Origin of the sequence: Pseudomonas sp. App30 (genome assembly GCF_047947025.1) — a bacterium.
Classification (GTDB): Bacteria; Pseudomonadota; Gammaproteobacteria; order Pseudomonadales; family Pseudomonadaceae; genus Aquipseudomonas.
The window spans coordinates 5,624,753-5,638,597 of sequence record NZ_CP133165.1 but is presented as its reverse complement, the minus strand read 5'-3'; the positions used below and the strand labels follow the sequence as shown (position 1 = coordinate 5,638,597).

Below are 13,845 nucleotides of genomic sequence, written 5' to 3'. Positions count from 1 at the left end.
GGCGTCTTGCTCCTGCTAGCACCAGGCACACCACGGCGTGCAAGACGCGGCCTCGCGGCCGCTGCTACAGGCGCGGCGCACTCGAGTTTGGTAACACGTCTCGGAAATTTCTCCATACCACTTAATCGTTCTCCTACAACGTCGCGCTAAAGGCTGGTCCATAGTTGCGGTTGCAGCGCACTTTTTGCCCTGGCAATCACGATAGGGAACGACCATGTCCGTGCATGAGCAACAAGCCCGGTATCGACGACTTTTTTCCGAACACGCCGCCTGGCGATTGCTGCACGCGGATCATGCCCCCATCATCCTGGCGTTCATCAATGACCTGTTCCACGAAGACCGCGAAGTGCCGTTCGGCAAGGCACGGGTGGCGCTGGAAACAGAGCTGCCCCTGTGGCAGGAACTGTACGGCCTGCAGGACAATGCCGGCATTCATCTGCGCAACTGGATTCACGCCGGCTGGCTGCGCGAACACGATGACCAGCTGACCCGCACCGACGCTTTCGAACTGGCCATGCGCTTCGCGCAAAGCCTCGAACACCGCGACAGCAGCGCCACCGCCTCGCACCTGCGGATCGTCCAGGACGCGGTGCGTGACCTGGCCACTGCGCTGAGCCCGGACCCCAAGGAACGCATCACCCTGCTGCAGGCCCGCCGCGACGAGCTGGACCTGCAGATAGAGCAACTGCGCCGGGGCGAGCTGACTCAACTCAACGACGCCGAGCAACGCGAACGCATCCGTGGCCTGTATCACCTGGCCGCCGTGCTCACCGGCGATTTCCGTCGTCTCGAAGACGAGATCCGCCAACTCGACCAGACCCTGCGCGTGCGCATGATCGAATCCGAGTCAGGCCGCGGCGAGGTGGTGGAAGCCTTGCTCAAGCATGAAGACCAGCTGCTGCAGACCGATGCGGGCCGGGCCTTCGATGGCTTCTACCGGCTGTTGTGCGACCAGAACCGCATCGTCGAATTTCGCGAACAGATCCGCTCGATCCTGGCGCGGCCGGCCGCGCACCACCTTGAGCGCGACGAAGTCCGGTACCTCGGCCATCTGGTACGGGAGCTGAGCAAGGAAAGCGAACGAATATTCCTGGTACGACGCCGCACCGAGGAAAGCCTGCGGGCCTTCGTTGAAAGCGGCGCACAACAGGAGCGCCGCGCGGTGGAACGCACCTTGCGGCAACTTGAACGCCTGGCGGTGGGGTTCAAGGAACTGGACCTCAACTTCCGCCAGCCCATCGCCCTGCCCATTCCCACGGGTAGTTTCAAGGTGCATTCCCCTTCCAGCCTCCACCTGCGCTTGCCGGAGGAGCGCGTCGACACCCGCGACGTGGCCGTCACCCGCAACGCCACCGCAGCGAGCCAAGGCATGCTCGACCATCTCGACAGCGTGAAGGTGCTGGAACTGGCAGAAGCGCTACGGGCCCTGCTGGCCCGCCACGGCCCCCTGTCAGTGGCCCAGGTGGCCGCGCACCGCCCGGTCACCAGCGGCCTGGAGGAGCTGGTGGCCTACGTGCGAATCGCCAAGGCCACCAAGGCCGTGGAGCTCGATAGCTGCGAAAGCGTCGGCGTAACCGATCGGACAGGCCAGCGCATCAACGTACGGGTGCCTTACTTGTTGATGGCCGCCGACAACTTTCCCGACAAGCCGGAGGACCTGGGTTTATGAGCCAGGAAGAAAAAAACCTGCAGGGCTCGTCGCTGTTCGACCGCTTTCGCCCCGCCGAAGCAGAAGATGAATCGCCCCTTGAAGCCGCGGATGAGCCCGCTGCAACGCAGCAGGCGCAGGGCCACGCCGATAGCGAGATGCCAGTGGAAGCCCGCCGGGCGATGGTCCTGCTGTTGCGCCAGGGCGTGGTCATGGCCAGCCAGAAGCGCCTGGCCTACGACGCACTGTGCCTGCATGAAACAGCCATCACCCAGCACCTGGCGCGGATGTTCCTGCACCTGATCCTCGACCGCCGCGCGGGCATCGCCATCCTCCTGCAGCAGGACGACGACCTCGACGACACGGACTCCGACGAACAGTATTCGATGGTCAACAAACGCACCCTGACCCTGTACGACACCTTGCTGTTGCTGGTGCTGCGCAAGTACTACCAGGAGCGCGAAACCGCCGGCGAGCAACGCATCATCATCGCTACCGAGCAGATCGAGGCTTTGATGACACCCTTCCTGCCCTTGACTCAAAGTACGCGCGGCGAGCGCCGCTCGTTGAGTGGCGCGACCAAGTTCCTGCTCGAAAAACGCCTGATCAGCACGGTACGCGGTGACAACGACCGTTTCGAAGTGACCCCGGTTATTCGCTACGTGGTGAATGCCGACTTCCTGGACCGCCTGCTGGTCGAATACCAGCGCCTGGCGGGGCCCGATGCCGCAGCACCTGCCGAGGAGAATAACGATGAATGAGCATGATGCCGTGCAGCCTGGTGATTTGTTTGGCACCGGGCAGATCCGTCTGGCCGAGCTTTCGGTCTACAACTGGGGCTCGTTCCACGGCCTGCACACCGCGCTGATCAACCCTGACGGCACCCTGATCACCGGCGACAACGGTGCCGGGAAATCTACCCTGATCGACGGCCTGATGGCATTGCTGCTGCCGCCCAGCAAAGCTTCGTTCAACATCGCCGCCGCCCAGGGCGACCGCACCGACCGCACGCTGATGTCGTACATTCGCGGCAACTACGGCAAGGTGCATGACGGCAATGACACCGCCTCACTGCTCAAGCGCCCCGGCGCCACCGCCAGTGCGCTGCGGGCCTGCTACAAGGGCGACGACGGCTCCGAGATAGTGCTGGCCACGCTGTTCTGGACCACCCAGGCAAGCAATGCGGCGGACAGCCTGAAACGCCTGTTCATCATCGGCAAACGCCCTGTCACACTGGAAGAAATACTGCATCAATTTGGCGAGGGCGATGTTCGGGCACTCAAGCAACATCTGGGCGAGACGCCAGGGCTTGAGTGGTTCGCCACGTTTACCGAGTACCAGGAAGCCTTCACCCGCCTGCTGCGCATGGAAAACCGCAACGCCCCGGCCCTGCTTTCACGGGCCTTGGGGTTGAAGAAAATCGATGACCTGACCGGGCTGATCCGCGACCTGGTGCTGGAGCCCAGCAGCGTCAAGGAGCATGCCGGGCTGGCGGTGCGCGAGTTTGACGACCTGGTAAGCATCCACCGTGAGTTGACTGAAGCCCGCAGGCAGCGCGATACCCTGGCGCGCCTGCCGCAGGTCAGCAATGACCTTGCCGAGGCGAGGCTGCAACTGGTCGCCCTGACCAGAGAAGCGGTGGCGCTGCCCATCTATTTTGCAGAGCAATGCCATCGTTTGTGGAGCATTCGCCTGGCTGACCTGGAGGCACAATTGGCCCGGTTGTTGGCGCAGCAAAACCAGTTGGACAGCCAATTGGTAGACGCCGACGAGCGCGTGCAGATGCTCTATCACGCCTACCAATCCCAGGGCGGCGAGCGGCTGGAGGGGCTCAAGCGCGACGTGCAGCAAGCCCGCCAGCGCTTCGGGGACACCCAGCGCAACGCCGTGCACTACCAGGAAACCTTGCGCGCGCTGGGCCAGGCCGACGCCCTGGGCGCGGACAGCTTCCAGCAGCATCAGGCCAGGGCGCAAGCTTTCGTCAGCGACTACCCGGCGCAGCGCGAAGCCAGCCAGGACAGCTTCGCAGACTCCGCCAGCCAAATGACCACCGCGCGCGCGCAGGCCAAGTCGCTGGCCACGCACATCGCCGAACTCAAGGCTCGGCCCAACTCCAACATTGATCCTGCGTACCAGAAGCTCCGCGACGAACTGGCGGGCAGCCTGCAGCTGGAGGCCACCCGCCTGCCCTTTGTCGGCGAGTTGCTGGACGTGCGTGAAGAACATGCGCCCTGGCGCGGCGCCATCGAGCGGGCGCTGGGCGGCCTGCGTACTACCCTGCTGGTGGACGGCGAGCATTTTCGCCTGGTAACCCGTTGGCTCAACAGCCGGCACACCGGCCTGCACGTCCGCGTTCAGGTAGTGGGCCAGGCCGGGGCCGCCGCGCAGTTCAAGCCCGACGGCTACCTGCGCAAGCTGGAATGGAGCGCCCACGCCTACCGGGACTGGCTGAAACACCACCTGGCACGCTTCGACCTGCACTGCGTGGACAGCACGCAACAGCTGGACGACACCCCTTTTTCCATGACCATCAAGGGCCTGGTCCACCTGGACAAGGGCAGGTTCGAGAAAAAAGACCAGCAGGCCATCGACAATCCTCGAAACTGGTGCCTGGGCTTCAACAACCACGCGCGCCTGCAGGCGCTGGAAGCGGATGAAGCAGCCCTGCAGGCGCAGCAGCAGGTGCTGAACCAACAGGTGGCCGACGCACGTGCCGCCATGGACGCCTTGGCTGAAACCAATACTCGGTGGGAAACGATTGCCACCACCCCATGGGCGTCCGTTGACGTGCTGTCGGTCCAGCAGCGCATGGAGACGCTGGCCGCCGACCTGCAGGCCCTGGAAGACCCACGCAGCGAGCTGGGGTTGGCCAAGGCGCAGTGGCAAACGTCCGTTGACGCGCGCGAGGCCCTTCGCGCCGACAAAGCGTCTACCGGCACGAGCATCGGCAGCGCCACCAGCCAATGCAACGAGGCCAGGCGCCAGCTGCTGACCCTGTCCGGCATTGTCCAGGCAGGCATCACCGATGATGTCCGCGACATCCTCACGCAACGCATCGGCTCGTTGCCGATGGCTTCCCTGGACGATGCCTCCCGCCTTGAGCGAGAGCAGCGTACAGCCCTCGACAAGGCCAGGGAAAAGACCGCAGCCAGCGAACTGACCGCGTCGAATGAAGCCAGCAGCATCGTCGCCACGTTCAAGAGCCAATGGCCGCTCATCGCCAACGATTGGGTCAGCGGCACCGAGGGGCTGGGCGAGTACCTGGACTACCTCGGGCAGCTGGAAAACGAAGGCCTGCCCGAACTGGTGGAGCGCTTCCGCGAACGCCTCAACCGCAACGCCACACAATCGCTGGCGCAGATACGCCAGGCCATCGACGCTGAACGCGAGGACATTCGCGATCGCATCGACACGATCAACAGCGTGCTCGAACGTACCGAGTTCAGGCAGGGTAGCCACCTGCGCCTGGGCAGCAGAAGCGAGATTTTCGAGCATGTGAAGGCGTTCAACCAGCAACTCACCAGCGTGCTGGCACGCGCCGGCAGCGATGACCACGATGCTCGCTTCCAGCAACTGCAGGCGCTGGTCACGACGTTGCAGAAAGCCACCCAACCCGCCACGTCAGGCACTATGGAGAGCCTGCGCCTGCTCGATTCACGCTACCAGCTATCGTTCTTTGCCGAAGAAATCGACAAGGCCGATGGGTCGATTCGCGATGTCCTGGATTCGTCCAGCGGCAAGTCCGGGGGCGAGAAAGAATCGTTCGCCGGCACCATTGTGGCGGCCAGCCTGGCCTACGTGCTGACGCCGGACGGCTGCCAGCAGCCTATCTATTGCACGGTGTTCCTCGACGAGGCCTTTTCCAATACCGCCGAGGCCGTGAGCCGCAGGGTGTTGAAGGTGTTCAAGGCGCTGCAGATCCACGTCAACCTGATCACACCCTATAAAAACCTCAACCTTGCCCGCGAGTCGGCGCGTTCGCTGTTGATTGCCGAGCGCGACCCGCTCAGCCATGAAAGCCGGCTGTGCGAGATGACCTGGGAAGAAATCGACCAGCAACAGGCGCAGCACCGTGCGGCAAAGGCAGAAGCCGACGCCGCGGCGCTAGGCATCGAGCCGGAGTTGACTGAATGACGACGTGGGGAAAGATGCCCGAGCAGGTCATCGAACATTTATCCCGGGTGGAGTGGCAGCATCCCACCAGGCTACGCGAGCGCCTGGAAGGCAAGCGCAAATTCCCGATCGTGTGCAGGCTCAACCCACCTTCCGGCTCCCTCGCCCTGGCGGACATCAGGCAGTTTCATGCCTACATCAACGCCTGGCGCAGTTGGCCCTGGCCAGACCTTGTCACCTGGGTGAACCGCAGCTTCCGCCAGTTGGGCGAATGTGAAGTCCCCGTGGTGGTGCGCATCGGCTCGGTGCAACAACTGATCACGGTGCTTGGCGATGACGCCATCGCCCGCAGCAAGGCGTGGGAGGTGCGCCTTGAACCACTGCTGGCGCTGGATGAAAGCCTTTACCCTGCGCTGATCAGGCAGCTGGTTGCCCTGGAGCGGCTGACGGTCGAAGACGTGCGGTTGCTGGCAGCGGTCATTCCCCAGCTGCAGCGCGGGCTTGGCCAGGGGCGTTACCTGCGCGCCATACCCCTGGTGGGCGTCGACACCAAGTTCGTGGAGCTCAACCAGGCGCTGATCGTTGCCTTGCTGGACCAACGTCATGGGCAGCAGGTGTCTGCGCAGGGCGGCCTGGAAGCATGGCTGGGGTGCCGGCCCACCCCGTCGAACTGGCTCACGGTAAAACCATTGTGCACAACCGCCAGGGTGAGGCTGGCGGGGCTGGGCCTGTTGAAGTTGCCCTTGGAGCAGTTGCTTGAATACCCGCTGCCTGCCAGCAACATCCTCGTTGTGGAAAACCTGCAGGCAGGGTACGAACTGCCCGAGCTGCCTGACACCATTGCGGTCTGTGGCGGCGGCGCCAATACCGCGTGGCTGCGGGCGCCCTGGCTGGAGGGCAAACGCATCGGCTATTGGGGCGACCTGGACACCTGGGGTTTCAAGCTACTGGCCGATGCCCGGCGCCATCAACCTCACGTGCAGGCGCTGTTGATGGACAGCGAAACGCTCGCGCGCCATCGCCAGCGCGGCTGCGCGGAACCCGCCCCGGCACAAATGCCCACTACCGGCCTGTGCGCCGCCGAGCGTGCAACGTTCGACAGCCTGCGCAACGGCCAGCTGGGCATTGGCAGGCTGGAGCAGGAGCGCCTGTCGCAAGATTGGGTACACCACGCCCTGAAGCAGTGGGCAGCATCGGCTGGGGACTGATGTGCACTCAGTGCGCGTTGGCCTGCCGGGCACGGCGCAGGCCCCAGCCCTGCTGCATGCCCGCGGCGGCCAGCAGAATGGCCGCCACACCCACCCATTGCAGGGCATCCAGGCGGTGCCCGAACGCAAACCAATCGACGAAAATGGCCACGATCGGGTAGATGAAACTCAAGGCCCCGGTCAACGCCGTCGGCAGCTTTTGAATAGCGCCATACAGCAGCACGTACATCAGGCCGGTGTGCACCATGCCCAGCGTCAGCAGCGCGCCCCAACCGTGCAGCGCATGGGGAAACGCCGACAGATCCGCCAGCGGCGCCAGCAGCACCGCGCCGGTGCTGACCTGCACCAGTGCGATCAAATGCGGCGGCACGCCCTTCAGGCGCTTGATGATCAGCGCCGCGATGGCATACAGCGCCGCCGCCCCCAGCGCCATGACGATGCCCATCAGGTAATCGCCACCGCCCTGCCCGCCATGGGCGCTGACGATGGCCAGCATGCCGGCGAAGGACACCGTCAGCCAGAACAGCTTCTGCGCGGTGATCTTCTCGCCGAGGAACAGCGCCCCCAGCCCGACCAGCATGAACGGCTGCACGTTATACACCGCCGTGCCAATGGCGATGGACGCCCGCGAGTACGAGCCGAACAGCAGCAGCCAGTTGCCGACAATGGCCACGCCGCTGAGCACCGCCAGCAGCAACGTGGTGCGGGTCAGCAGACCAGGCCGCAAAAAGCCCATGGCCGCGCACACCACCAGCAGCGTCAGCGCGCCGAACACGCAGCGCCAGAACACCACGTCCAGCACCGGCTGCCCCGAGAGCATCACCAGCCAGCCAATGGTGCCGGAAATCAACATGGCCGCGACCATTTCCAGGGTGCCGCGCCGTAGTGAATTGTCCATCTACATTCTCCTTTGCAATGGGCAATATTATGCTCGGCGCCCGCGCGCGGATTCCATGAAAAAAGCAAGGTGAAATGGGCGATACGGCTTTACTATCAAGGCATTCGGCAGCTTTTGCCTAAGGAGCGAAACATGACTGATGACATCGACCAGCGCCTAATTGCCGCCCTGATGGAAGACTCGCGCCGCTCGCTCAAGGCCCTGGCGCAACTCACCGGCCTGTCCGCCCCCAGCGTTGCCGAGCGCCTGCGCAAGCTGGAAGAACGCGGCGTGCTCAAGGGCTACACCGTCGAAGTCGACCCCAAGGCCTTCGGCTACCAGCTGCAAGCCATCGTCCGCATCCGCCCGCTGCCGGGGCAACTGCAGGTGGTGGAACGGCAGATCCAGCAGATCGCGCAGTTCACCGAATGCGACAAGGTCACCGGCGACGACTGTTTCATCGCCCGGTTGCATGTGCGCAGCATCGAGGAACTGGACACGGTATTGGATGGCCTGAACGCCTACGCCGAAACCAATACCGCGATCATCAAGAAGAGCCCGGTGAAGCGGCGATTGCCGCCGATGGGGTAAGGCAGGCGTCGACCTCGATCCAGACTTTTCGAAAAGCATGGGTGGCGAGCCGCAAGGTGTTCGAAGTCGGACCCTTCAGTCAAAACGGAACCCAACGGACCCGCACTGTACGGCCCGCCATAAAGCGCAGGCCGGCGCGAGATTACCATCATCTGCACCTGGATAAATGTAGGATTTTTCGCCAGCTAAGCGTCGAAATAGCGCCAAACTCCACCGAAACAAATAGACACCATGCAAAGGCACAAACGCTTCGCCAAGCAGAACCCCAGGATGGGAAACTCCATGTCCAGGAGGGACTACCAATGCCGATAACAACGCTACTGAAATTTTTCGGAATACTCGATGAGAAAGACGCCTACATGAGAGCAAAAGGCGGTTCCCATAGCCTACGCCTGGTAGGTCGCAGCATGCTCAAGGTCAATGTGGAGGAAATTTACGCGTCGGCAAGCTATCAGCAAACCCAGGCAATGGCCGACCGCATTATCAAAAACAGCAACTGAAATGGGATTGCTATTGATACTGCCGATCCTGGTCAGCGGGTACCTGGTATGTATAACCATCCCTACTACTTCACTCGACTTCATCGCTATGACGGTCAATTGCTCTATCTTCTGGTCGCCAAACTGGGCCTGACCTGCATACTGCTGGCGTTGGTGTCATGTGGACTGGCGTCGAACTTCTACCCCAAAGGATGGAGTGTATTCTCCACGGCCATCCTGAGCTTGCTGAAAGCGTTCAACGTCAGCCCTTCAGACATTCCGTTCTACGGGTTCCTCCTGCAACTCACCTGCCTATCTCTCCTGGTTCCAGCGCCATGGATTACCTGGAGTACGTTCGCGGGTTACCTGAAAGGCCGATATAGCGGGTTCGCAACGGCGTCGGCGTACTACCGTGCACGGTTGCTACTGGATACTCCGCTGGGCGAGTTGCTGTTCAACTCCATCTCGGAACCTCACCAGGCGCTTATCATTACCATGGTGGACCGCAAGGTCTATGTCGGTCATGTCGATGCGATTGGCGAGGCTAGCGAAAATGAATCGCCACATAGCACCTTCAGTTTCACCCCAGTGCTCAGCGGCTACCGGGATAAAGACTCTCTATACGTGACGCTTTCCACCGCCTATCCCGCTCAAGATGGAATCAGAGTCATCTTGAGGGAAGAGAACATAGCAACGGCGAGCCGATGGAGCGCTGTTCACTGGGAAAGCGGCTCGAAACGCAGTAGGCGTCACACCGAAAACGCAAATCGCAGAAGCTTGAGACGAAAGCAGCAAGCCTGACGCTGTCCTGTCTCCAACGACTTAACCGCCCCCCACCTCAGCCGATATCCCCGCCGCTGCCTTCTGCACCACCGCCACCAACCCTTCCATCTTCTCCAGCGACATGTACGGCACCGTGCTGGCCACGCTGATCGCCGCCACGATGCGTTTGCTCGCATCGCGAATCGGCGCTGCCACGCAGCGGATGGAGGGCTCGTTGTCTTCCAGGTCGAAGGCGTAGCCGCCCCGGGCGTAGGCCTGCATGCGCGCGTGCACCTGTTCCCAGGTCTGCTCCGGGTGGTTGGGCCACAGGGCGTTGTGGCCAGCGGCGGGCAGGCTGATTTCGTACAGGTGGTGCCACTCGGCGGGCGAGGCATCCAGCAGCAGCGCCTTGCCGATGCCGGTGCGCGCCAGCGGCATGCGGTGGCCGACCCGCGAGCGCATTTCCGGGCCGTTGCGGCCGGGGGTCTTGTGCAGGTAGAGCACGTCGTCGCCGTCGCGCACCGCCAGGTGGATGGTGTCGCCGGTCAGGCGCGAAAGCTCATCCAGGTACGGGCCGGCAAGCATCACCAGGGGCACTTCCTCGCGGGCCTGGAAGCCCAGTTCGATCAGCTTGGGGCCCAGCAGGTAACCCACCTGGGGCAGCACGCGCAGGTAGCGTTCATCCACCAGGGCGCTGGCCAGGCGGTGGGTGGTGCTGCGGGTGGTGCCGACGTGCCGGGCGATTTCCTTGAGGTCGCGGGCGCCGTCGGCCACTGCCTGAATCACGGCCAGGCCGCGCATCAGGGTTTGCGTGCCGGCGGGGGCGGCCTCCTTGGCCTGCGGGGTGACGTCGTCCTGCATGGGCAAATCCTGTAGTGAGTACGTGAGCAGGCGCATTATGTGCGCCCGCCCCCGCCTGTGCCAGTCACAGCTGGATGCGTTCGACCTTGCCGACCAGCACGATGTACGACAGCGCGCCCAGCAACGCCATCACCGCGATGTAGGTGATGGCCGGCGCGAACGAATCGCCGCTGGCCAGGAAGCCGATGGCGATGGGCGTGGTGATCGCCGACAGGTTGCCGATGAAGTTGAACACCCCGCCGGTCAGGCCCAGCAGGCGCGCCGGGGCCAGGGTGGAGACCAGCGACCAGGTGATCGACGCCAGGCCGTTGCCGAAGAACGCCACCGCCAGGCAGGCGATCACCACCGCCGTGGACTCGGCGTAGTTGGCGCCGATGATGCAGGTGCTGATCAGCAGCCCGCCGATGATCGGCAGCTTGCGCGCCAGGCCGATGCTGGCGCCCCGGCGAATCAGCCAGTCAGAGAAGAACCCCGAGCACAGCACGCCGACGAACGCCGCCAGGAATGGCAACGACGCGAGCATGCCGGACTTGATGAAGTCCATGCCGCGGTATTTAACCAGGTAGGTGGGGAACCAGGTCAGGAAGAACCACAAGGTCGAGTTGAGGCAGTACTGGCCCAGGTAGATGCCCCACAGTTTGCGTTTGCTGAGCACGATGCCCAGGTCAGCCCAGCTGAAACCAGGCTTGGCTGCGCGCGCCGAAGCCTGCATGTCCACCAGGCCGCCGCCTTCGCTGATCAGCCCGATTTCGGCGTCGTTGGCGCCCTTGAAGTCACGCGGCTCGCGGTACACGGCGAACCATACCAGCGCCCAGGCAATGCCCAGCACGCCGGTGGCGACGAACACCATGTGCCAGCCGAAGGCGTGCTGCAGCCAGGCCAGCACCGGCGTCAGGAACGCCAGGCCGACGAATTGCCCCGAGGTGTAGAAACCGATGGCGGTGGCGCGCTCGCGCTCCGGGAACCAGGTGGTGACCACGCGGCTGTTGATGGGATAGGCCGGTGCTTCCAGGGCGCCCACCGCCATGCGCAGCACGAACAGGGCGATGAAGCTGCCGGCGAAACCGAGCATTACCGTGGCCACCGACCACAGCGCCAGGGCAACGCTGTAGAGGATGCGCGGCGGCACCCGGTCCACCAGCCAGCCGCCCGGGATCTGCATGGCCGCGTAGGTCCAGCCGAAGGCGGAGAACACCAGGCCCACGTGCACCGGGTCGATGCCCAGGTCGCTGGTCAGCGCCGGGGCGGCGATGGACAGGTTGCTGCGGTCCAGGTAGTTGATCACCACCGTGATGAACAGCAGCACCATGATGAAGAAGCGCTTGCGGCTTGGCGTAGCCAACGCCGCCTGCGCGGGGAGAGTCTGGGTGTGCATGGGCAACATGCCTCATTCTTATTGTTTGGCCTGTGGGAGCTGGCTTGCCAGCGAGCTGTTGAGGCCCAAAAACTCGCTGGCAAGCCAGCTCCCACAGTAAATCGCAGCTACAGGTGGCGGATCACCACTCGGCGAAGCTGCCGTCGGCGTGGCGCCAGATCGGGTTGCGCCAGCGGTGGCCCACGGCGGCGCGCTCCTTGACGTACTCTTCGTTGATCTCGATGCCCAGGCCCGGGCCGTTGGGGATCTTCACGAAGCCATTGTCGTAGTCGAACACCTCGGGGCGCTTGACGTAGTCCAGCAGGTCGTTGCTCTCGTTGTAGTGGATGCCCAGGCTCTGCTCCTGGATGAACGCGTTGTAGCAGGCGGCGTCCAACTGCAGGCACGCTGCCAGGGCAATCGGGCCCAGCGGGCAGTGCAGCGCCAGGGCCACGTCGTAGGCCTCGGCCATGTTGGCAATCTTGCGCGTCTCGGTGATGCCGCCGGCGTGGGACGCATCGGGCTGGATGATGTCGACGTAGCCCTCGCTGAGCACGCGCTTGAAGTCCCAGCGCGAGAACAGCCGCTCGCCCAGGGCGATGGGCGTACTGGTCAGCGGCGCCAGCTCCTTGAGTGCCTCATAGTTTTCGCTGAGCACCGGCTCCTCGATGAACATCAGCTTGTACGGGTCCAGCTCCTTCATCAGCACCTTGGCCATGGGCTTGTGCACACGGCCGTGGAAGTCCACGCCGATGCCGACGTTGGGGCCCACGGCGTCACGCACGGCGGCGACGTTGGCCAGGCACAGGTCGACCTTGTCGAAGGTGTCGATGAACTGCAGCTCTTCGGTGCCGTTCATTTTCACCGCGGTGAAGCCACGGTCCACGGCCTCGCGCGCGGCCTTGGCGGTGTCGGCCGGGCGGTCGCCGCCGATCCACGAATACACGCGAATGCGGTCGCGCACCTGGCCGCCCAGCAGGTCGCTGACCGACACGCCCAGGGCCTTGCCCTTGATGTCCCACAGCGCCTGGTCGATACCGGCCAGCGCGCTCATGTGGATAGCGCCGCCCCGGTAGAAGCCGCCGCGGTAGAGCACGGTCCAGATGTCCTCGATGTTGCGTGGGTCCTTGCCGATCAGGTAGTCGGACAATTCCTCGACGGCAGCGGCCACGGTGTGGGCGCGGCCTTCCACCACGGGCTCGCCCCAACCGGTCACGCCCTCATCGGTTTCGACTTTCAGGAAGCACCAGCGCGGCGGCACGATAAAGGTGGTCAATTTGGTGATTTTCATCGCTTGTCTCTCTTGTCGATGTTTTGTAGTCGCAACGAATCAGTGCAGGCGCTTCCAGGCGGCCACGTAGGCCTTGGCCCGGGCGCCGACGTCGGCGGCGCTCATGCCCGGCTTGAACAGCCCCGAACCCAGGCCGAAACCCTGGACCCCGGCCTCGACGAACGGCGCCATGTTGTCCGGGCTGATGCCGCCCACCGGAATCAACGCGGTGCCCTTGGGCAGCACCGCCAGCAGCGCCTTGACCACGCCTGGGTTGAGCGCTTCGGCAGGGAACAGTTTCAGCGCGTCCGCGCCCTCCTCCAGCGCCGCGAACGCCTCGGTGGGCGTGACCACGCCGGGCGACAGGTACAGGCCGGCGGCCTTGGCTGCGCGCAACACCTTGGCGTCGCTGTGGGGCATGACGATCAACTGGCCACCGGCGGCCTTGACCTGCTGCACCTGCTCGGCGGTCAGCACCGTGCCGGCGCCAATCACGCAATCGGCCGGCAGGCTGTCACGCAGGATGCGGATGCTGTCGTAGGGGCTGGGGGAATTGAGCGGCACCTCGATGATGCGAAAACCTTCGGCGTACAGCACCTGGCCGATGGCCTGGGCTTCGTCGGGGCGAAGGCCGCGCAGGATGGCGATCAGGCCGTTGGCGGCGAGCGCTTGCTTGAGCATG

The 13,845-nt window shown here is 63.8% G+C and carries 12 protein-coding genes; 7 read left to right on the top strand and 5 right to left on the bottom strand.

Features of this window, described 5'->3' with window-relative positions:
• The first annotated feature begins 214 nt into the window (after positions 1-214).
• Genes RAM80_RS25980 through RAM80_RS25965 form a run of 4 tightly spaced genes read left to right on the top strand, consistent with a single transcriptional unit; the run spans position 215 to position 6,969 of the window.
• Positions 215-1,669 (top strand): DUF3375 domain-containing protein, encoded by a 1,455-nt coding sequence (locus tag RAM80_RS25980; protein ID WP_416423255.1) that lies wholly within the window; start codon positions 215-217, stop codon positions 1,667-1,669.
• The gene (locus RAM80_RS25975) at positions 1,666-2,409 is read left to right on the top strand and encodes a DUF4194 domain-containing protein (protein ID WP_416423254.1); all 744 of its coding nucleotides are present in this window, start codon (positions 1,666-1,668) and stop codon (positions 2,407-2,409) included. The genes RAM80_RS25980 and RAM80_RS25975 overlap by 4 nt, the downstream gene beginning before the upstream one ends.
• Positions 2,402-5,782 carry an ATP-binding protein gene (locus RAM80_RS25970; protein WP_416423253.1) on the top strand — a complete coding sequence of 1,127 codons (3,381 nt, stop codon included), beginning with the start codon at positions 2,402-2,404 and terminating at the stop codon, positions 5,780-5,782. Before RAM80_RS25975 ends, RAM80_RS25970 begins: the two co-directional genes overlap by 8 nt.
• Complete coding sequence (locus RAM80_RS25965; RefSeq protein WP_416423252.1) at positions 5,779-6,969, top strand: Wadjet anti-phage system protein JetD domain-containing protein; 1,191 nt, start codon at positions 5,779-5,781, stop codon at positions 6,967-6,969. Before RAM80_RS25970 ends, RAM80_RS25965 begins: the two co-directional genes overlap by 4 nt.
• Positions 6,970-6,976: 7 nt before the next feature.
• Here RAM80_RS25965 and RAM80_RS25960 read toward each other — a convergent pair whose 3' ends face one another.
• On the bottom strand, positions 6,977-7,867 hold the full coding sequence (locus RAM80_RS25960; protein WP_416423251.1) for a DMT family transporter: 891 nt from the start codon (positions 7,865-7,867) through the stop codon (positions 6,977-6,979).
• A 132-nt stretch (positions 7,868-7,999) separates the two neighbouring features.
• Here RAM80_RS25960 and RAM80_RS25955 point away from each other — a divergent pair, with 132 nt between their 5' ends.
• The 3 genes from RAM80_RS25955 (at position 8,000) to RAM80_RS25945 (ending at position 9,717) form a co-directional block, all read left to right on the top strand.
• On the top strand, positions 8,000-8,437 hold the full coding sequence (locus RAM80_RS25955) for an Lrp/AsnC family transcriptional regulator (RefSeq protein ID WP_416423250.1): 438 nt from the start codon (positions 8,000-8,002) through the stop codon (positions 8,435-8,437).
• 302 nt (positions 8,438-8,739) lie between these two features.
• Complete coding sequence (locus RAM80_RS25950; protein ID WP_416423249.1) at positions 8,740-8,937, top strand: hypothetical protein; 198 nt, start codon at positions 8,740-8,742, stop codon at positions 8,935-8,937.
• A 48-nt stretch (positions 8,938-8,985) separates the two neighbouring features.
• Entirely contained in the window at positions 8,986-9,717 is a 732-nt protein-coding gene (locus tag RAM80_RS25945; RefSeq protein WP_416423248.1) for a hypothetical protein, read from the top strand.
• Between the two features lie 21 nt (positions 9,718-9,738).
• Here RAM80_RS25945 and RAM80_RS25940 read toward each other — a convergent pair whose 3' ends face one another.
• The 4 genes from RAM80_RS25940 to RAM80_RS25925 form a co-directional block, all read right to left on the bottom strand.
• Positions 9,739-10,539, bottom strand: coding sequence for an IclR family transcriptional regulator (locus RAM80_RS25940; RefSeq protein WP_416423247.1), 801 nt, complete (start codon positions 10,537-10,539; stop codon positions 9,739-9,741).
• Between the two features lie 64 nt (positions 10,540-10,603).
• Positions 10,604-11,914, bottom strand: a complete 1,311-nt coding sequence (locus RAM80_RS25935; RefSeq protein WP_416423246.1) for an MFS transporter — start codon at positions 11,912-11,914, stop codon at positions 10,604-10,606.
• A gap of 121 nt (positions 11,915-12,035) precedes the next feature.
• Entirely contained in the window at positions 12,036-13,184 is a 1,149-nt protein-coding gene (gene dgoD, locus RAM80_RS25930; protein ID WP_416423245.1) for a galactonate dehydratase, read from the bottom strand.
• Between the two features lie 39 nt (positions 13,185-13,223).
• Positions 13,224-13,844 (bottom strand): 2-dehydro-3-deoxy-6-phosphogalactonate aldolase, encoded by a 621-nt coding sequence (locus tag RAM80_RS25925; RefSeq protein WP_416423244.1) that lies wholly within the window; start codon positions 13,842-13,844, stop codon positions 13,224-13,226.
• Position 13,845: the final 1 nt, after the last annotated feature.

Excerpts from the sequence above, each read along its gene's own strand:
- RAM80_RS25980 (WP_416423255.1), top strand. The coding sequence starts at position 215 with ATGTCCGTGCATGAGCAACAAGCCCGGTATCGACGACTTTTTTCCGAA.
- RAM80_RS25975 (WP_416423254.1), top strand. The coding sequence starts at position 1,666 with ATGAGCCAGGAAGAAAAAAACCTGCAGGGCTCGTCGCTGTTCGACCGC.
- RAM80_RS25970 (WP_416423253.1), top strand. The coding sequence starts at position 2,402 with ATGAATGAGCATGATGCCGTGCAGCCTGGTGATTTGTTTGGCACCGGG.
- RAM80_RS25965 (WP_416423252.1), top strand. The coding sequence starts at position 5,779 with ATGACGACGTGGGGAAAGATGCCCGAGCAGGTCATCGAACATTTATCC.
- RAM80_RS25960 (WP_416423251.1), bottom strand. The coding sequence starts at position 7,867 with ATGGACAATTCACTACGGCGCGGCACCCTGGAAATGGTCGCGGCCATG.
- RAM80_RS25955 (WP_416423250.1), top strand. The coding sequence starts at position 8,000 with ATGACTGATGACATCGACCAGCGCCTAATTGCCGCCCTGATGGAAGAC.
- RAM80_RS25950 (WP_416423249.1), top strand. The coding sequence starts at position 8,740 with ATGCCGATAACAACGCTACTGAAATTTTTCGGAATACTCGATGAGAAA.
- RAM80_RS25945 (WP_416423248.1), top strand. The coding sequence starts at position 8,986 with ATGTATAACCATCCCTACTACTTCACTCGACTTCATCGCTATGACGGT.
- RAM80_RS25940 (WP_416423247.1), bottom strand. The coding sequence starts at position 10,539 with ATGCAGGACGACGTCACCCCGCAGGCCAAGGAGGCCGCCCCCGCCGGC.
- RAM80_RS25935 (WP_416423246.1), bottom strand. The coding sequence starts at position 11,914 with ATGCACACCCAGACTCTCCCCGCGCAGGCGGCGTTGGCTACGCCAAGC.
- dgoD (WP_416423245.1), bottom strand. The coding sequence starts at position 13,184 with ATGAAAATCACCAAATTGACCACCTTTATCGTGCCGCCGCGCTGGTGC.
- RAM80_RS25925 (WP_416423244.1), bottom strand. The coding sequence starts at position 13,844 with ATGCTCAAGCAAGCGCTCGCCGCCAACGGCCTGATCGCCATCCTGCGC.